This is a genomic window from Flavobacterium sp. N2550 (assembly GCF_025947265.1).
Taxonomy (GTDB): domain Bacteria; phylum Bacteroidota; class Bacteroidia; order Flavobacteriales; family Flavobacteriaceae; genus Flavobacterium; species Flavobacterium endophyticum.
The window spans coordinates 456668-476367 of the sequence record NZ_CP110007.1 but is presented as its reverse complement, the minus strand read 5'-3'; the positions used below and the strand labels follow the sequence as shown (position 1 = coordinate 476367).

Genomic DNA, 19700 nt, shown 5'->3' with positions numbered 1-19700 from the left:
ACAAAACATGAAAAATAGAACAACATACCTGCTTATCGTCCTTACGGCTCTTTTTGCTTCCTACGCAGATGCGCAGCAGCAGAAACTTGCTAAGGCAGGAAAGCTATATGACAATTATGCCTATATCGATGCCATCAAGATTTATGAAAATATTGCCTCAAAAGGATACAAGTCGGCAGAGCTATTTCAGAAGCTCGGGAATGCCTACTATTTCAATTCAGAGTTTGCCGAAGCGAACCGTTGGTATACAGAACTCTTCGCTCTCGGAATAGAGCCAGAATCCGAATACTATTATAGGTTTTCACAAACACTAAAATCTATCGGAGACTATGATAAGTCGGCCCAGATGATGAAGAAATTCGTAGAGAAGAATTCGGCTGACGAAAGAGGCCGTATCTATGAAGAAGACAAGAACTATTTAGCAGAAATCAGGAAGAACTCCGGCCGCTATGCAATCGAAAATACAGGCATCAATTCCGAAGGGCAAGATTATGGAACGGCCTTTTTCGACGGAAAGCTCGTCTTTGCCTCATCCAGACAGACAAGCGGCCTAACGAAAACCATAGACAAGCGCACAGGACTGCCTTTTACCAACTTGTTTGCCTCTACAGTAAAAAGCGACGGCACATTTGAGACGCCTGAAAGATTCTCGGGCACTATCGATAGCAAGTTTCATGAAGCAACCCCAGCTTTTGCCAAGGATGGAAAAACGATGTATTTCACTCGAAACAACTACAACGAAGGAAAAAAAAGAAAAAGCAGCGAGAAGAAAATACTGCTCAAACTATACAAGGCCTTTGCCATCAGTACCCATCCATAAATTGCCTTTCTCGTCTTCGTGCAGTACCAGCAGGTTTTTATAATCAAAAGATGGATTTAGGGTATTGTAGTTGATAAAATCCTTGCCTTTTTCTTTCACGAACAGCCCTTGTCGGGTCGCAATCCATTTTTTTCCGTTTCTGGCTTCTGTAAAGCCGAATACGGAAGTGTTCCCCAAGAAATAGCCATCTTCTACATAAGGACTTGTTTTTCCGGTTTTTTTATCGAAAACAAATAGGCCCTGATCTGTTCCTAGCCAAAAGGCATCGGATGATTTTTCTTTTAGGCACTGAATCGCCAAGCCATCTGTCTGTTCAAATTCTTTTTTTGTATGCGTATTCAGATTCACTCTTTTGATCCAGTTGTATCCTTCTGTAGCCCATAAGATGGAATCATTTTTTTCTAAAAACAAAATATCATAGACTCCGTTTTTTTCGCCCTTGACTATAACTTCTTTCGCTTTTTTGTGTCCGTTCTCTTGCGTATAAAGACCTTCGTAGGTTCCGATGTAGAGGTTGTTTTTTGAGTCCGCCACGATGCCTCTGGTGCTGAGCTGCCTGTTGTTGAATTGCAAGATTCTTTCGAAATGGCTCGGTATTACCAATAGCTTGTATAACTCATCATAAGTCGATATCCATATAAAATTAGGATGGTGCTTGTTGGAAGCTATGGAAATGGGCTTTTTGAAGTGCAGGGTATCGATAGTGCGAATCTCATTCGTATTCTTATCAATCTCGTTGACGAAGAGATTGGAGTCGTCTGCAATAAAAAGCTTGGAATCGGCAATGAGCGTATTATTACTCCAATCGCAATTGCCTAGATAACAGTCTCCTTCGCCATACGAATAATTGAACAGCTGCAGGTCTAATCCTTTTAAGTAAATATATTTGTAGGCAGTAGCATTGTATTTATAGTAGCCACTGGTGTTTTTTGCAACAATTTTACCATTCTCAAAGAGGGCAAAATCATAATTGATGTCTTTGTCTATGGCTTTAAGGTCGCCAAAAAAGTGCAATCCTTTGGCATCGATGTAAAAAAGACGAAATCCGGATTTGGCGATGATCCTGCCATCGTCTAGGGTCTTCATTATATCAAAGCTTTCTTTTTTATTTTCTAGTATGGGATGGGTAACCTGAGTCACCTGTCGGTCAGGAGTGATTTTGATTAAAAACCGCGATCCATTGCTGATCCATAGGTTGTTTGCTTTGTCTTTGGCAATAGCAGATTTGATTCGTAAGCCCTCTGTAGGATATTGGATGCATTCTACTTGAAGCTTGTCTGGTGTTATGAGATAAGCTTTGTTCAGTTCGGCAGCCCAAATCGTATTATTGGAGTCTTGTATCCAGGCATGGCTGGAAATATAAAAGCTGTCATAGTAGTTGTCTTTGTCTTTATGAAAGCGATACCGAAGCTTATTCTTTCCGTCAAACCTATAGAAATCGCCATCACGATTGGTAGCATACCAGACAAATCGGTTGTTATCAACAAACGGGGCGCTGCTTAAAAGATAGGTGTTGTCTTTGTCTCTGATTTGCGCTTCCTTTAAAGCAAGTTCCTGTCCAAAACCTTGGATGAAGTATAGCAACGCTACTATTAAGATTCGGACGCGCATAAATATAAATTATGAAGCCAAAATAGTTATTTTTAGGTAAATAAATACATTTGGAAGGTTTGAGAGATAAAAAAGGATTCGGTCCTATAATTTTTTTCTGGTCTATTCCATGAATTGGTAAAAAAGGTACCAGCTGATAATAGTACCGATAGAACATAAAAAAACCCCGCTAAAGGCGGGGTTTTAAGGTTAAAAACTATAGTAATCTATCAAAATTTAGTTCTTTTTAAGAGCTAGTTTTTTAGTAACCGTCTTATTCTGATAATCTATTTTTACATAATAAATACCTTCTGCAAAACTATCTATCGATAAATCTGATTTTGATAAAGAAGGTTTGAAAGTAGTGATGACCCTTCCAAGATTATCTGTAATTGTGATAGTATCAGCCGTTACACTTCCGGTTTCGACAGTAAATTGTCCGTAACTTGGATTCGGATAAATGGTAACGTTATTTTGAGCAAATTGCTCATCAATACCAAGAGGGTTTCTGCATGTAATCGATTTTAGTCTGACAGAATTTTGAGAACCACAGTTTGCATTGGTGTGTACATAATAACGGATAACACCTACATTGCTGCCAGATGACCAGTTCAGTGGAGTAGGTCCGCTAGCCAAAATTGTCATTCCATTATCATCCGTGATAGTAATATAATCCGTTGCTACTGAAGTTGAGAAGGTATATTGCTGGCCAAAATTGATATAAACTTTTGCATACTCTCCAGCATAGCCTTCAGAAATGATCTCAGCAGTTCCCATACAGCCAATCTGTACAGCTTCTACAGGATGAGGTCCGTATACAGCACCGTTACAACCAACAGCAGGAATCGCATCAAAACTTCCGCCATAAACCCAGTCTCCTTTTGTAGAACCACAATTAGCGCGTACCCAATAAGCATAATTCGTTGCAGGGCTCAGTCCGCTCACAACCGTTGAAGTGTAGTTGTTAGAAACGGTATGCGTAGGAGTGGTATTGTAATTAGGAACAGTATTGCTGTTTACAACATATAAATCATATCCTGCAGAAGGTGTTGGAACTGGAGGTGTCCAGCTAATCAGAGCAGAGTTTGACGTTACGTTAGATGCCGAAACATTGGTTGGCAGACCGCAACCTCCAATTGGAGTGCTGCTGCACGTAACCGATTTTACTCTGATAGCATCTTGAGCCCCGCAGTTTGCATTGCTATGTACATAAAAACGGATAGACCCCAAATTGGCTCCTGATGCCCAGCTTAGTGGCGTAGTTCCACTTGCATACACTGTCATTCCAGAGGCATCCGTGATCGTGATATAATCCGTTGCTATTGAACTTGAAAAGACATAATACTGACTGAAATTGATATACATTTTTGTAAACTGACCGGCAAGACCTTCAGCAACTATTTCAGGGCTTCCGGTACAAGCGATCTGAAGGGTATCTACTGGATAAGATCCGTATATAGCACCATTACAACCAACAACAGGAATAACATCAAAACTTCCGCCATACACCCAGTTTCCTCTTGTTGAACCGCAATTTGTACGTACCCAATAGTTGTAATTTGTTGCAGGACTCAATCCGGTGATAAGTCTTGTAATGTCAGAAGATAGATGCGTAGGAGCAGTATTTGCAGTAGGAGCAGTATTACTTTGTACAACATACAAGTCATATCCCATAGGTGCAGGAAAAGGCCCCGCCCAGTTAATTCGAGCTGAATTTGATGTTATGTCAGTTACTGAAAGGTCGCTTGGTACACCGCAACCTGCAGGAGCAGCGACACACTTAATAGAACGTATTCTATCTGCGTTCGCAGTTCCACAGCTTGCATTGGTATTCAAGTGGTATCTTATAACACCTGAAGTAGAGCCTGAATTCCAGTTTAAAGGCGTTACTCCGCTTGCCAAAACTACCGTTCCTGTAGCATTTGTAATCGTAATGTAATCTGTGGCAACCGAACTTGTAAACGTGTACTGCTTGTTGTCCATTACATTGACATTAGAATATTCTCCTGCCCACGCATCAGCAACTATTTGTTCATTAGCTCCTGTACACGCTGGCGTGAAAGTCGCATTAGGATACAATCCGTTGGTAGCGCCATTACAGTTTAGAGCCGCAATGGTCGTAAAATTCCCACCAGATACCCATGCACTTTTTGTAGTACCGCAATTAGATCTAATCCAATAATAGTAAGTTGTAGCAGCTGCCAATCCGTTTAGAACGCCCACACCTGCATTATTACTTACAACAGTAGCAGTAGTATTGGCATTCGGAGCGGTATTTGTAGTAATGATGTAAATATCGTATGTAGAAGGCGCAGTTGCTGGAGCAGTCCAATTCAATCGGCTTGAATTCGATGTTATGTTTGTAACTGATAATGCAGTTGGTACACCACAATTTCCTGCCGGAGCATCAACACACTTAATAGAACGTGTTCTCACGGTGTTTACAGTTCCGCAGTTTGCATTGGTATTCAAGTGGTATCTTACAACTCCCGTAGTAGAACCCGATGTCCAGTTTAAAGGCGTTACTCCGCTTGCCAAAACTACCGTTCCTATAGCATTTGTAATCGTAATATAATCGGTAGCAATTGAACTTGTAAATGTATATAGCTTATTTGCCACTACGTTCACATTTGAATATTCTCCTGCCCACGAGTCATTAGCTATTTGTTCAGTAGCTCCTGTACACGCTGGCGTGAAAGTCGCATTAGGATACAATCCGTTGATAGCACCGTTGCAGTTTAGGGCAACAAGGGTCGTAAAATTCCCACCAGAAACCCATGCACTTTTTGCAGTACCACAATTAGATCTGATCCAATAATAGTAAGTTGTAGCAGCTGCCAATCCGTTAAGAGTGCCCACACCTGCAGTAGTACTTGTAACAGTAGCAGCAGTATTGTCATTCGGAGCTGTATTTGCAGTAACGATGTAAATATCGTATGAAGCAGGAGCAGTTGCAGGTGCCGTCCAGTTCAATCGGCTAGAATTTGAGGTTATGTTAGTAACCGATAAAGCGCTAGGTGCACCACAAGTTGGAGTAGCGGCACATTGGATATAACGCTGTCTGTTGATGTTCTGTGTACCACAGCTTGAATTAGTATGTATGTAATATCTGATGACACCAGATGTTGAACCTGAATTCCAAACCAGTGGAGAAGGACCGGTAGCCAACGCTACATTTCCAACCGGATTCGAAATAGTGATAAAATCACCTACTTTCGAACTTGAAAAAGTATAGTCTTTGTTAGCCGTTACATTGATATTGGAATATTCACCCGCATAGGCGTCGTTAACAACCAATTCAGTAGATCCGGTGCACGCTGGAGTAAATGTGGCTTGTGGATGAAGATCCCCACTGGTACATCCACCTACAACACCACCGCATTTAATTGATTTGATTCTTGGTGAAGCCTCAGTACCACAGGAAGAATTACTATGCAGATAATATCTGATGCTTGCCCAATTCGAGTTGTTAACCCATACAAATGGTGTTTGTCCGGAAGCATAAATGGTAGCTCCGGTAGGATCGGTAATAGTAATAAAGTCTGTCGATACTGAACTACTAAATGTATATTGCTGATTGCTGCTTACAGAAACGTTTGTATATTCTCCTGCATGGGCATCGGCAGCAATTTGCTGCACGGTTCCGTTACAGGTTACATTGACAGTAGCTTGAGGATACAGTCCGTAAGGAGCGCCGTTACAGCCCGCTCCACCAGGATTGGTTCTAAAAGAACCGCCAGGAACCCAAATTCCACCATTGGCAACACATCTAGTTCGTACCCAATAATAATGTGTTGTATTGGCGGCTAATCCCGACACTTGAGCTTCTCTAGAACCTGCTGCCTGTACAGTTGGAGTTGTATTTTCAACAGGAGCAACTCCCGTAGTGTTCACATAAACATCATAGGACGTAATCTGCCCTATAATTTGAGCGTTCCAACTTACTTTACAAGAGTTCGACGTGATATTCGAAACCGAAAGTGTATTAGGAGAATCACAAGAATTGTCTATTGTTGTAGTCTTTAAAACTAGATCTGTTGTTATAAACGGATTAGTTTCGCACTGTGCATTGGTGTGAACGTAAAAACGAATCGTTTGAGGATAAGGTGGTGTAAAGCTTACTCCATTCGAACCATTTAATCCGCTTGCAAATATCTGTGAACCGTTAGCATCGGTAATCGTAATATACTCTGTAGGACGGTCACTTTTGAAAGTGTATCGGGTAGCCGTTGAAAATGTATTCACCCGGAAGTATTCACCCGGATGGGTATTGCCACTGATGATGCGTTCATTGTTGTCATGAATGGGGGTGTATGCTTGTGACGAAGATGGACCTCCGTTAGTGCATTGCGCACTGACCTTCTGGATAAAGCATATAAGTGCCAGAAGGTACAGAAAAGTAATTTTTGTTCTCATAGTTTGTATTTAAGGTTTGCTTTTTAATTTTTAAATGCTAAAGTAAACCGACATGATTTTGATGGCGAGGCAATCTAATTTCATTATTTACAGTTTAATCGCATGCAATAATAAATTAAAGAAAAAATATAATTTCAGCTAATGAATAAGCGAAGCTTTTTTGGATATAAGCGTAGCGAATTAGAGTAAAATCGTTTTTATGAGAAAAAGAATTTTACAATTTTGGAGGTACAAGTATTATTTTCGCATTGAGTAGATACAGATTATGGTTTTCAAACATTCATCAATGCTTGATTTGGATATTATTTCAAAGGATTTTTTACGATAGAACTCGAAAAAATACAACATAAAAAAAGACGATTTAGTTTGATCAAACTAGATCGTCTCTTGTGGTGGAGAAGATGGGATTCGAACCCACTACCTCTTGGCTGCCAGCCAAGCGCTCTAGCCAAGTGAGCTACATCCCCAAAGCTGAGGCAAATTAAGGCAATTAATTTTCAAAAAGCAAATGCCTTGGAGTGAATTTATTTCTCAAAACCGTAACTTTACGGACAAATATTTTTTTATGACAACAGAAAGGCAAAACGGTTCGCTCTATACCACTATCGAAAATAAAATAGCAACCGTTGAATTTGGACATCCGGCAAGCAATTCTTTTCCTAGCGAGCTGCTGCAGCGACTGACAAAAGAACTCAATGATTTAAGCAATAATCAACAAGTCAACCTGATAATTCTTAAAAGCGAAGGCGAAGGCGCTTTTTGTGCCGGAGCTTCTTTTGATGAGCTGCTGGCTGTTTCCAATTTAATTGAAGGAACGAGCTTTTTTTCAGGCTTCGCCAACGTAATCAATGCGATGCGAAAATGTTCCAAGCTGATTGTCGGACGTATCCATGGCAAAGCTGTAGGAGGGGGAGTAGGACTGGCTGCTGCATGCGATTATGCATTTGCAACAGTAGATAGCGCCATAAAACTTTCAGAATTGGCAATAGGTATCGGCCCATTCGTCATCGAGCCAGCCGTTTCCAGAAAAATAGGGAAGAGTGCTTTGGGCGAAATGACTTTAGCCGCTCATGAATGGAAAAACGCCTATTGGGCTCAAGAAAAAGGTTTGTATGCCAAAGTTTTTGAAACTAGAGAAGAACTGGATAAGGAACTCGAAATTTTTGCTTCAAAATTAGCGTCCTACAACCCTGAAGCATTATCAGAAATGAAAAAAGTACTTTGGGAAGGAACTGAAAATTGGGATACGCTTCTCTATGAAAGAGCTTCAATTTCAGGCAAGTTGGTTTTGTCAGATTTTAGCAGAAATGCCCTGAATCAATTCAAAAAGTAACTAAATTTGCATCTAAATAAAATAGAATGAGCAAAATCAGAATTACCAAACAATTCAGTTTCGAAACGGGACATGCGCTTTATGGCTACGACGGAAAATGTAAAAACGTGCACGGACATAGCTATAAATTATCGGTAACCGTTATCGGAACTCCAATTTCAGACAATACAAACGTGAAATTTGGAATGGTGATTGATTTTTCGGACTTGAAAAAGATTGTCCGCGAAGAAGTTGTAGATGTTTTTGACCACGCTACTGTCTTTAATAAAAATACGCCCCATATCGAACTGGCCGAGGAACTCAAAAGCCGCGACCATCACGTCATTTTAGTAGACTATCAGCCGACAAGCGAAAATATGGTGATTGATTTCGCCGCGAAAATCAAAAGCAGGCTGCCCGAAAACATTACATTGCATTCCTTGAGGCTTCAAGAAACCGAAACCTCATTTGCAGAATGGTTCCAAAGCGATAATTAATTGTACGCTGGAAACAAATCACTGTAATAAATCTTCTTCAAACGTATGAATCTGAATAAGTTAAATAAGTACGATAAGGCCTATCTTCGTATCGCAAAAGAATGGAGCCGGCTGTCGTATTGCAAAAGAAAACAAGTTGGCGCAATTATTGTGAAAGACAGGATGATTATTTCTGACGGATACAATGGAACGCCATCTGGATTTGAAAATTCCTGCGAAGGTGCCGATGGCCTGACATTATGGTATGTGCTTCATGCCGAAGCCAATGCGATTCTGAAAGTGGCCGGTTCAACACAATCTTGCGAAGGTGCCACATTATATATTACGTTGTCGCCTTGCAAGGAATGCAGCAAATTGATCCACCAATCGGGAATAAAACGCGTCGTTTATCAAGAAGGCTATAAAGACGATTCAGGAATACAATTTTTAAAAGATGCAGGCGTTGAGGTAGTTCATATCTCCGAAACCGAAATGAATGAAAAACAATAAGATATATTTGCCTTTTATCATTTTTGCCGCTCTGGCGATTGGAGTGGTCTTGGGAGGAATGCTCAATTTTCCGTCCCAGGGCGTAGCGTTTTCCAAAGCCAATCCTAAAAATAAACTCAACAAGCTGCTCGATTTTATCGATCGAGAATATGTCGATAATGTCAATACCGATTCAATTGTCGATTTGACCGTAACAGGCATATTGGACAGGCTGGATCCGCACTCTGTCTACATAGCGAAAAACGAATTTGAGCAGGTTTCGCAAAGCATGAAAGGCGATTTTGTAGGCATTGGCGTCAATTTCTACATGTACAATGATACCGTTGCTGTAATAAAACCCGTGGAAGGCGGGCCTTCTGAAAGGGCCGGAATCAAATCGGGCGACAGGATTCTTTTTGCCAACAATTATAAGCTCTTTGGAAGGAAAATCACCAATGATACGCTCTTTTCCAAACTAAAAGGAAGCGTGGGTTCTGATGTAGAGCTGACGATTTACAGGAAAAACGAAAACAAAAAGCTGAAGGTAAAAGTGAAGCGCGATATCGTTCCGATAAAAAGCGTTGATATTGCCGTAATGGTAAATCCTTCTGTCGGTTATATAAAAGTGAATCGTTTTGCCGAAACTACTTATGATGAGTTCGAAACCGGACTTTTAAACCTCAAAAGGCAAGGAGCTAAGACACTTATTGTGGATGTACGCGATAATGGAGGCGGCTATTTAGACAAGGCGATCGATATTGCGGATGACTTTTTGAAAGACGATGCCTTGATCGTATTCACGAAAAATAAAAAAGGAAGAATCGACAAGACCTATGCTACAAGCGATGGCAGTTTTGAAAACGGAAAAGTATATATCCTGATCAACGAAAATAGTGCTTCTGCCAGCGAAATTCTTGCAGGTGCCATACAAGATAATGACCGCGGGCTGATTGTCGGAAGACGTTCTTTCGGAAAAGGACTTGTACAGCGCGAAATGCCTTTGGGCGACGGATCTGCCGTACGTTTGACCGTGGCGAGATACTATACTCCAACCGGACGCTCGATCCAGAAATCCTACGAAAAAGGAAGCGAAGAATACTTTAAGGAATTTGAAAAACGCTTCGAATCCGGAGAATTATATAAGTCGGATAGCATTAAGGTGGCCGATACCCTAAAATTCAAAACGCCAAAAGGGCGCATTGTATATGGCGGCGGCGGAATCGTTCCAGATATTTTTGTGCCTTTAGAAGTAGAACATGGCGAAGAAAGCATCGCTTATATGATGCAGTCAGGTCTGGTAGGTTATTTTGCCTTCGAAGAATTGGATAAAAAGCGCGATGATTTTAAAGGCTTGAGCTTTGAGCAATTCCAAGCAAAAATGCATAATTCCGATGCCTATTTCAATACATTTCAGAAATATTTGATTAAAAACGGCGTGCTTTTGGACTTGAAACATACCAAAAATCTTGTAAAACGCTACCTGGCTGCCGAGTTTGCACGACAATTGTATGGCGACGATAAATATTATGAAATCGTCTTGAAGGAAGATGCCATGATTAAGGCCGTTTTGGAAAGAAAATAATTTCATCAAACAAAATAAAAAAGCATCCGTTATGGATGCTTTTTCTGTTTATATAAATCATAAATTTATTTTCGAATACTGTCGTGTACTTGCGAATGATTGCCGTTATTCCATAATGTCAAGATATCGGTAGCTACTGAAGCTCCGCTTCCTGCCGCAATAGACAATTGGCTTCTCAGTCCCGCCAAGGTCCCAGCCACATATATTCCTTCTGCAACGAGATGGTCTTCGTTTTTTAGCTGGATTCGGTTCTTTTCTACAATTGCTTTTTTGTGCGGTATTACATAATCCATTAAGCCTTCAATCGCAAAAGTATTGGTAGCGTTAATCGCGACTACGATGATTTTTGTCTGGTAAGAATTTTTGTTGGTCGTAACCGTAAAGTTTGGATATTCGCCTTCCACGCTCATGACCTTTTCATTTTCAATCTGCGCTACATGAGGATAAAGCGATGCCAGTTGCACTTTGCTTTCTTCCAATAATTCCGAGCCTAATTTCCCTGCCGCAATTCCGTAAGCATTATTAAAAACAGCATCTTGAAGATTTGATGCTTTTTGGTGCGTAAAAATTCCGATTTTTTTATCTGCCGCAAAAGCTTTGTTTCCCGCAGAGCCCAAAACCAAAGCGCATGACATTCCTGAAACACCGCCTCCAATGATTAAAACGTCAAACATAAACTATTTGTCTTTTGTTTTTTCTTCAATCATTTTTGACATCCTGAATATCAAAAGGATAAAGATAGCGCAGAAAGAAGCTGCAATTCCAATCAATCCAACCACGCTGTCTCCTTCGAATAAGTGGTCGAAATCTAGGATCGTGATGTTGAAAATGATTAATGCTAACGCTAAAAATATTAATATATAAGTAAAAATTTTCATTATAAGAAGGGGTTGTCTAATTATGAATTGTGAAATTAATAAAATCTATTTTAGATGAAAAGTCCTTTAACATTGGCGCCAAATAATTTAACAGCAATAGCCAGCAAAATCACCCCGAAAATTTTTCGGATAACGCCAAGGCCATTTTCGCCAAGCAGTTTCTCGATTTTTGAAGACGACTTTAAGACGGCGAAAACTACGATTATATTTATGATTATGGCAACAATTATGTTTATTTTTTCATACTCCGCTCTCAAGGAAAGAATAGTAGTCATCGTTCCGGCTCCGGCAATTAACGGAAAGGCTATCGGAACGATAGAAGCGGTGCTGGGATTGTCTTCTTTATACAAACGAATTCCCAAAATCATTTCTAAAGCCAGAAAAAATAACACGAAAGAACCCGCCACAGCAAATGAACTTGCGTTGATGCCGATCAGTTTCAAGATTTCCTCGCCTACAAAAAGAAAAGCGATCATGATAACACAGGCTACGATTGAAGCTTTTTCAGATTGAATATGCCCTACTTTGGAACGCAAATCGACAATAATCGGAATGCTTCCGACAATATCGATAACAGCGAACAAAACCATGCTAACAGTAAAAATCTCTTTCCAATCGAATCCCATAACGATGCTTTTTGAAGCTGCAAAATTATTTTATTTAAAATGGAAATACGCTAACGATAAGTTAATTTTTTGTTGGTATTATATTCTGAAAATTAGACACTTAAAAGTTTAACATCAAATCTAAACTCTAAAATCTGAAATCTGAAATCCAAATTGTATCTTTGTAACATGTTTCAATTAGGAAAAACCATTGTCTCTGAAGACATACTAGAAAAAGAATTTGTGTGCAACCTTTCGGCTTGCAAAGGGGCTTGCTGTGTTGATGGCGATGCCGGTGCACCTTTAAATGAAGAAGAGACAAAAATTTTAGAAGCTATTTACCCTAAAGTAAAGCCGTTTCTTCGCAAAGAAGGAATTGCAGCAATCGAAGCGCAAGGCACTTGGGTAAAAGGCACGGATGGCGATTTGGAAACGCCGCTAATTGATAATAAAGATTGCGCCTATGTAATCTTTGACGGAAAAACCGCGCTTTGCGGTATCGAGCAAGCTTACAATCAAGGAATTGTAGATTGGAAAAAACCAGTTTCTTGCCATCTGTATCCAATAAGGATTAAGGATTTTACCGAATTTGCCGCTGTCAATTATGATAAATGGGATATCTGCGATGATGCCTGTTCTTTAGGTAAAGAATTAGAAGTGCCGGTTTATAAATTCGTAAAAGAAGCGCTCATTCGTCGCTTTGGAGAAGACTGGTACATGGAGCTCGAAAAGGTGGCTCAAGAACTTAAAAACCAATAAGTTTTTTTATCTCAAACTTTAGATTTTCGATAGTTGCAAAATCCTATGTTTTATAGGAGTTAGCGGTGTTTTTTGATTTGTAATCATTTGTTTTTCAGTGATTTAAAAGAATTGAAAAAAGTAAGAAATAATTTACCTCTTGTTAAAAACTATGTCCAATTGTGGATAAGTTTGACTTTCATTTACCGATACAAATGACAATCTTTGTAGTGTAAAGAAATCAAAGAATAATTTCCTATAAAACAATAAACGTCAAGATAGTATGGCAGCGATAGAACCAATTTTACAAGAAAACAAGAATAGATTTGTCATTTTTCCTATCAAACACCACGATATTTGGGAATGGTATAAAAAAATGGAAGCTAGTTTTTGGACAGCTGAAGAAATTGATTTGTCACAAGATTTAAATGACTGGAATAACAAGCTTAATAATGAAGAGAAATATTTCATCAAGCATATTCTAGCTTTTTTTGCCGCATCTGACGGGATTGTAAACGAAAATCTTGCCGAAAACTTCGTGAACGAAGTGCAATATGCAGAAGCAAAATTTTTCTACGGTTTTCAGATTATGATGGAGAACATTCATAGCGAAACCTATTCACTTCTGATTGATACTTACGTTAAAGATGAAGCCGAAAAAGACGAATTATTCAATGCTTTGGAAGTTTTTCCAGCCATACGAAAAAAAGCAGACTGGGCTCTAAAATGGATAGAATCTGACTCATTTGCCGAAAGGTTAATCGCTTTTGCAGCTGTTGAAGGAATCTTTTTCTCAGGCGCTTTTTGCTCGATTTACTGGTTGAAAAAACGCGGTTTAATGCCAGGTTTGACATTCTCAAACGAATTAATCTCTCGTGATGAAGGTGTTCACTGTGACTTTGCAGTGCATTTGCACAATCACCACTTGGTCAATAAAGTTTCAAAAGCCAGAATCAGAGAGATAATTGTTGAGGCATTAAACATTGAAAGAGAATTCATTACCGAATCGCTTCCTGTAAGTTTAATCGGAATGAATGCGGGACTAATGACACAATATCTGGAGTTTGTAACCGACAGATTATTAGTAGAATTAGGATGTGAAAGAGAATACGGAACGGCAAATCCTTTCGATTTCATGGACATGATTTCGCTTCAAGGAAAAACTAACTTCTTTGAAAAGAAAGTGTCAGAATACCAAAAAGCTGGAGTTTTAAACAGCGGAACAGGGAACGACAGCGAATCGCAAAAAATTAGTTTCGACGCCGATTTCTAGATACTTAGAAGCCAGACACCCTTTTGTCCTTTAAACCATTTTCTGGATGATGCAGACTATTTTCTTTTTGAGAAAATAATTCTTCTTTCATCAAGACCAAGAATCCATTTCGATGGATTTTCTTAACCTTTTTAATAATCCCGAATGGTCTTCCATTCCCTAACCAAATTTGTAAACTTATGTATGTAGTAAAAAGAGATGGCCACAGAGAGCCGGTAATGTTTGATAAGATTACGGATAGAATTAAAAAATTATGCTACGGCTTGAACGATCTTGTTGATCCGGTAAAAGTAGCAATGCGCGTTATCGAAGGGTTGTATGATGGTGTTACAACTTCAGAATTAGATAATCTCGCAGCAGAAACAGCAGCTTCTATGACGATTGCCCATCCAGATTATGCCCAATTGGCAGCAAGGATTGCAATTTCGAACCTGCACAAAAACACCACAAAATCGTTCTCAGAAACGATGAAAGAAATGTTTTTCTATGTAAATCCAAGAACCAATCAAGAAGCGCCTCTGCTTTCGGAAGAAGTGTATAACGTAATCCAAGAAAATGCGGCTTTCCTTGATTCTCACGTGATTTACAATAGAGATTTCAACTACGATTATTTCGGTTTCAAGACTTTGGAACGTTCGTATCTGTTGAAAATAAACGGAAAGATCGTAGAAAGACCACAGCACATGCTAATGCGTGTTGCTGTCGGAATTCACTTAAATGACTTGGATGCGGTATTAGAAACCTACGACTTGATGTCGAAAAAATTCTTTACGCACGCGACTCCGACATTATTCAACGCAGGAACTCCAAAACCACAAATGTCTTCTTGTTTCCTTTTGGCAATGCAGGACGACAGTATCGACGGAATCTACGATACGTTGAAACAAACAGCAAAAATCTCGCAATCGGCAGGCGGAATTGGTTTGTCAATTCACAACGTTCGTGCGACAGGATCATATATTCGTGGGACTAACGGAACATCAAACGGAATCGTTCCGATGTTGCGTGTGTTCAATGATACGGCTCGTTATGTTGATCAAGGCGGCGGAAAACGTAAAGGTAGCTTTGCGATTTATATCGAAACTTGGCATGCCGATATCTTCGAATTCCTAGACCTAAAAAAGAATACAGGAAAAGAAGAAATGCGTGCGCGTGACTTGTTTTTTGCAATGTGGACATCAGATTTGTTCATGAAACGTGTTCAAGAAGATTCTACTTGGACATTGATGTGTCCAAACGAATGCCCAGGATTGTACGATATTTATGGTGACGAATTCGAAGCACTATATACATCTTACGAAGCACAAGGAAAAGGAAGAAAAACCATCAAAGCAAGAGAATTATGGGAGAAAATCTTGGAATCTCAAATCGAGACCGGAACGCCATACATGCTTTATAAAGATGCAGCAAACCGCAAATCAAACCAAAAAAATCTTGGAACGATTCGTTCGTCTAACTTGTGTACCGAAATTATGGAGTACACTTCAAAAGACGAAATTGCAGTTTGTAACTTGGCATCCTTATCATTGCCAATGTTTGTTGAAAACGGAAAGTTTAACCATGACTTGCTTTACAGCGTAACAAAACGCGTGACAAGAAACTTGAACAAAGTAATCGATAGAAACTATTACCCAGTTCAAGAAGCAGAAAACTCAAACCTACGCCACCGCCCGGTTGGATTGGGAGTTCAAGGTTTGGCAGATGCTTTCATCTTGTTGAGAATGCCTTTCACGTCGGATGAGGCTAAAAAACTAAACCAAGAAATCTTCGAAACACTTTATTTCGCGGCAGTAACGGCTTCGATGGAAATGGCGAAAGAAGAAGGTCCATATTCTACTTTTGAAGGTTCTCCAATTTCTCAAGGAGAATTCCAATACAATCTTTGGGGATTAAAAGACGAAGAATTATCTGGTCGTTGGGATTGGGCTTCTTTGAGAAAAGAAGTGATGGAAAACGGTGTGAGAAACTCTTTATTAGTAGCTCCGATGCCGACAGCTTCAACGTCTCAAATTCTTGGGAATAATGAAGCTTTCGAACCTTATACTTCAAACATCTACACAAGACGTGTTCTTTCTGGCGAGTTTATCGTCGTGAACAAACACTTGTTGGAAGATTTAGTGAAACTAGGACTTTGGAACGAAGACTTGAAACAAGAAATCATGCGTCATAATGGATCCGTTCAAAATATTGATGCGATCCCACAAGATTTGAAAGAACTTTACAAAACAGTTTGGGAAATGTCTATGAAAGACATCATCGACATGTCACGCCAAAGAGGTTATTTCATTGACCAATCACAGTCGTTGAACTTGTTTATGCAAGATGCTAATTATGCAAAACTGACTTCGATGCATTTCTATGCTTGGCAATCTGGATTAAAAACCGGAATGTATTATTTGAGAACTAAATCTGCAGTAGACGCAATTAAGTTTACATTGAATAATGATAAAAAAGCAGAGCCTGTAGCAGTTGAAGCTGTTGCAGAACCAGCAATTGCTGTTGATGAATTCAGAGCAATGCTAGAACGTTCTAAAAATGCAGAACCAGACGATTGTGAAATGTGCGGTTCATAATAATAGTATAAAATACCATTTCAAGAAAACAGCCGTCATTTGATGGCTGTTTTTTATAGCAATAGTTTTAGTCTTAGTATATTTGCTTGCAAAATTAAGAGCGCTTGAGTACTTTATATTTCAGAGATCGGGAAAATGTAAATTTAGAAGATGTGGTTTTCGAAGCATCTGTGTCTGAACAGATCAGTCAGTTTCTAAAAGAACATCAGTTTTCTGAAATTTTGCACCATTATGAGCTTCCTGTTGCCAATAAAATATTCCTGTACGGAAAGACCGGATGTGGCAAGACCATGACAGCAAAGGCTATAGCAAAAGAATTGGATAAGAAGATTTTTATAGTGAACCTGTCGACTATCGTATCTTCAAAGCTAGGAGAGACGGCAAAGAACATTCATAATATCTTCAAAGAATCCAATCACGAAAGCTCAGTCCTGTTTTTTGATGAATTTGATTCCTTAGGACAGATCAGGGATTATGACAACAAAGACAGCAGCGAAATGAAGCGTGTCGTGAATGCCCTATTGCAATTGATTGATAATTTTCCAAAAAATTCGATATTGATTGCGGCAACCAATCAAATCCAGATGATTGACGAAGCACTGCTTCGAAGATTTGAGCTCAAGCTGGAGTTCATATCGCCATCAGACCAAGTTTTAGACGGCTATTACGACAAGTTATTGTCGAAGTTTCCAATAAAATACCAAAATGTAGAAAGAAAGTATGCTATTTCTTTTTCCGAAGCTAAAGATTTTCTCTTTAGTCAGGTGAAAAACAATATTATTCTAGACGAAATGTCGAAACTTTCTTAATCACAAAACAAATTATTTACTTTAATCTCAAACAAAATGTCAAAAGAAAAAAAAGGAGTTTATACAGGAATCATAGAAAAAGATGAAAACGGAAATTATTTCTGCGGACCGTACCTTCTAGATTACCAATACACCGAAGCCAATTTTAAGATTGGAGACGAAGTAAATATCAAGTCGATAATTGAAAATCCTAGCGATAAGACCTATCAGCAATATCCAAAGAAATCTAAGAATTTCTTTTTGTCGAACTTAAAAGAATAATTTCAAAAGATGGACTATAGAACTTCAAGGCAATTTACGTTGGATAATGATTTGTATGCAAGCCAAGGTACTCGTCTAGCAAATTATATTATAGACTATGTCTGTCAGCTGGTATTGCTGTTCGGCCTTGTGATAGTGCTGACGATTATCGCCCTTATTACTGGAAACAATGGTATCCTTGCGCGAATTGAAAGCATGAATATGATCGAAAAATATGCTTTAGGAGCTGTGACTGCACTAATCTACTATAATATATTCGAAATCTTTTTTTCAAGAACGATAGGAAAATTTATCACAAAAACAGTTGTTGTTGATATTTACGGCGAAAAGCCAGACAGCCAAGAAATATTAGTACGCTCGCTCTGTAGGCTGATTCCTTTTGACGCTTTTTCTTTTTTGGGAGCTCCAAACAAAGGCTGGCACGACAGTATTTCCAAAACCTATGTCGTAAACAAAGAACTATTAGAAAAGAAAAAAGAACTGTTTTATTCTTTAGATGAAATAGGAAATAATACCAACGAATTATGATGAACTGGGAACAGCTTTTATCCCTGAAAAGACAAGGCGATAAAGGAAAAAGATTGCGCAAAGAACAAGACGATACGCGTTTAGGCTTTGAAGTCGATTACGATAGGATTATATTTTCTTCAGCATTCAGAAGCCTTCAAGATAAGACGCAGGTAATTCCGCTTTCAAAAACAGATTTCGTGCATACACGACTGACACACAGTTTGGAAGTGTCTGTTGTCGGACGCTCTATCGGTAGGCTTGTCGGAAAAAAAATCATTGAAAAGTATCCACACCTGCGTGAAGTTCATGGCTATCAGCCGAATGATTTCGGAGCCATAGTTGCTGCGGCTTCCTTGGCTCATGATATTGGCAATCCGCCATTTGGTCATTCGGGTGAAAAAGCAATCGGCGAATATTTCAAGATCGGAAACGGAAAGCAATTCAAAGACCAGCTTTCTGAAAAAGAATGGCAAGATCTGATTGATTTTGAGGGGAATGCTAATGGTTTTTCATTATTGACGGCATCTCGCCCAGGTATTGAAGGCGGGCTTAGAATTTCGTATGCTACTTTGGGAGCTTTTATGAAATACCCAAAAGAATCTTTGCCTAAGAAGCCTACAAGTCATATTTCTGATAAAAAATACGGCTTCTTCCAGACTGATAAGGAATTCTTCTCTGAAGTCGCCAATGAGTTGGGATTGATTCCTAATAAATCAGGAAACGATATTGGTTTCGAAAGACATCCGTTGGCCTTTTTGGTCGAAGCAGCCGACGATATCTGCTATACGATTATTGATTTTGAAGACGGAATTAACCTCGGATTGGTTTCGGAAGATTTCGCGCTAGAATATCTTATCAAGCTAGTCAAAGACAGTATCGATACCAAAAAATTCAATGCGTTGATTACTAAAGAAGACAGAATAAGTTATCTGAGAGCTTTGGCAATAGGCAGCTTGATCAATGATGTCGTGCAAGTTTTTATCGAAAATGAAGAGCAGATTCTGCAAGGAAAATTCCATTATGCTTTGACAGAAAAAAGCAAGTATACGGCCCAGATGAACGATATTATCAGCTTGAGCGTGAAAAACATTTATCAAAGCAGGGAAGTCATTGAGAAAGAATTAGTAGGATATCAAATCATCCAAACGTTATTGGACAAATTCATCACAGCTTTTAACAATAAATTCCATGACCAAGCCTCGAATTACGATAAATTGCTGTTAAAGATGCTTCCGGAAAAATTCCACAATGAAAAGGACAACCTCTATAAAAGGCTATTGCATATCTGCCACTACGTCTCGCTTCTGACGGATGGAAACGCGCTCGAATTGTTCAATACGATAAACGGAAGAAAGAAGCTGTAATAAG

17 protein-coding genes and 1 tRNA gene are annotated in these 19700 nt (G+C 39.2%); 12 read left to right on the top strand and 6 right to left on the bottom strand.

What is annotated here, in order from left to right; all coding sequences use genetic code 11:
• Window positions 1–7: 7 nt before the first annotated feature.
• Window positions 8–820, top strand: a complete 813-nt coding sequence (locus tag OLM56_RS02090; protein WP_264528146.1) for a tetratricopeptide repeat protein — start codon at window positions 8–10, stop codon at window positions 818–820.
• Here the strand turns inward: OLM56_RS02090 and OLM56_RS02085 are convergent.
• The 3 genes from OLM56_RS02085 to OLM56_RS02075 all read right to left on the bottom strand — a co-directional run bounded on the left by OLM56_RS02085 (window position 785) and on the right by OLM56_RS02075 (window position 7293).
• Window positions 785–2431, bottom strand: a complete 1647-nt coding sequence (locus OLM56_RS02085) for a hypothetical protein (RefSeq protein ID WP_264528145.1) — start codon at window positions 2429–2431, stop codon at window positions 785–787. The genes OLM56_RS02090 and OLM56_RS02085 overlap by 36 nt on opposite strands.
• A gap of 216 nt (window positions 2432–2647) precedes the next feature.
• Window positions 2648–6826, bottom strand: coding sequence for a fibronectin type III domain-containing protein (locus tag OLM56_RS02080; protein ID WP_264528144.1), 4179 nt, complete (start codon window positions 6824–6826; stop codon window positions 2648–2650).
• Window positions 6827–7216: 390 nt separating this feature from the next.
• A tRNA-Ala gene (locus OLM56_RS02075) sits at window positions 7217–7293 on the bottom strand.
• 98 nt (window positions 7294–7391) lie between these two features.
• Between OLM56_RS02075 and OLM56_RS02070 the strand changes: the two genes are divergently transcribed.
• From OLM56_RS02070 to OLM56_RS02055, 4 genes are read left to right on the top strand one after another with little or no spacing between them, the layout of a single operon-like run.
• Window positions 7392–8159 carry an enoyl-CoA hydratase/isomerase family protein gene (locus OLM56_RS02070; protein ID WP_264528143.1) on the top strand — a complete coding sequence of 256 codons (768 nt, stop codon included), beginning with the start codon at window positions 7392–7394 and terminating at the stop codon, window positions 8157–8159.
• Between the two features lie 26 nt (window positions 8160–8185).
• Complete coding sequence (locus tag OLM56_RS02065; protein ID WP_182492901.1) at window positions 8186–8635, top strand: 6-pyruvoyl trahydropterin synthase family protein; 450 nt, start codon at window positions 8186–8188, stop codon at window positions 8633–8635.
• A 45-nt stretch (window positions 8636–8680) separates the two neighbouring features.
• Complete coding sequence (locus OLM56_RS02060; RefSeq protein ID WP_056067869.1) at window positions 8681–9124, top strand: deoxycytidylate deaminase; 444 nt, start codon at window positions 8681–8683, stop codon at window positions 9122–9124.
• Entirely contained in the window at window positions 9111–10685 is a 1575-nt protein-coding gene (locus OLM56_RS02055; protein WP_182492900.1) for a S41 family peptidase, read from the top strand. The genes OLM56_RS02060 and OLM56_RS02055 overlap by 14 nt, the downstream gene beginning before the upstream one ends.
• A 65-nt stretch (window positions 10686–10750) precedes the next feature.
• Here OLM56_RS02055 and OLM56_RS02050 read toward each other — a convergent pair whose 3' ends face one another.
• Genes OLM56_RS02050 through OLM56_RS02040 form a run of 3 tightly spaced genes read right to left on the bottom strand, consistent with a single transcriptional unit; the run spans window position 10751 to window position 12189 of the window.
• Window positions 10751–11359 (bottom strand): FAD-dependent oxidoreductase, encoded by a 609-nt coding sequence (locus OLM56_RS02050; RefSeq protein ID WP_264528142.1) that lies wholly within the window; start codon window positions 11357–11359, stop codon window positions 10751–10753.
• A 3-nt stretch (window positions 11360–11362) separates the two neighbouring features.
• Window positions 11363–11563 (bottom strand): hypothetical protein, encoded by a 201-nt coding sequence (locus tag OLM56_RS02045; RefSeq protein WP_056067874.1) that lies wholly within the window; start codon window positions 11561–11563, stop codon window positions 11363–11365.
• A 50-nt stretch (window positions 11564–11613) separates the two neighbouring features.
• On the bottom strand, window positions 11614–12189 hold the full coding sequence (locus OLM56_RS02040; protein ID WP_121375399.1) for a MarC family protein: 576 nt from the start codon (window positions 12187–12189) through the stop codon (window positions 11614–11616).
• Window positions 12190–12357: 168 nt separating this feature from the next.
• Here OLM56_RS02040 and OLM56_RS02035 point away from each other — a divergent pair, with 168 nt between their 5' ends.
• The 7 genes from OLM56_RS02035 (at window position 12358) to OLM56_RS02005 (ending at window position 19696) form a co-directional block, all read left to right on the top strand.
• Window positions 12358–12927: a DUF3109 family protein gene (locus OLM56_RS02035; protein WP_264528141.1), complete on the top strand. Its 570-nt coding sequence runs from the start codon at window positions 12358–12360 to the stop codon at window positions 12925–12927.
• 262 nt (window positions 12928–13189) lie between these two features.
• The gene (locus OLM56_RS02030; RefSeq protein ID WP_121375397.1) at window positions 13190–14179 is read left to right on the top strand and encodes a ribonucleotide-diphosphate reductase subunit beta; all 990 of its coding nucleotides are present in this window, start codon (window positions 13190–13192) and stop codon (window positions 14177–14179) included.
• Window positions 14180–14358: 179 nt separating this feature from the next.
• Complete coding sequence (locus OLM56_RS02025; protein ID WP_121375396.1) at window positions 14359–16752, top strand: ribonucleoside-diphosphate reductase subunit alpha; 2394 nt, start codon at window positions 14359–14361, stop codon at window positions 16750–16752.
• Between the two features lie 104 nt (window positions 16753–16856).
• Complete coding sequence (locus OLM56_RS02020; RefSeq protein WP_264528140.1) at window positions 16857–17561, top strand: AAA family ATPase; 705 nt, start codon at window positions 16857–16859, stop codon at window positions 17559–17561.
• 36 nt (window positions 17562–17597) lie between these two features.
• Entirely contained in the window at window positions 17598–17822 is a 225-nt protein-coding gene (locus tag OLM56_RS02015) for a hypothetical protein (protein ID WP_121375394.1), read from the top strand.
• A gap of 9 nt (window positions 17823–17831) precedes the next feature.
• Window positions 17832–18350: an RDD family protein gene (locus tag OLM56_RS02010; RefSeq protein ID WP_264528139.1), complete on the top strand. Its 519-nt coding sequence runs from the start codon at window positions 17832–17834 to the stop codon at window positions 18348–18350.
• On the top strand, window positions 18350–19696 hold the full coding sequence (locus OLM56_RS02005) for a deoxyguanosinetriphosphate triphosphohydrolase (protein WP_121376234.1): 1347 nt from the start codon (window positions 18350–18352) through the stop codon (window positions 19694–19696). Before OLM56_RS02010 ends, OLM56_RS02005 begins: the two co-directional genes overlap by 1 nt.
• Window positions 19697–19700: the final 4 nt, after the last annotated feature.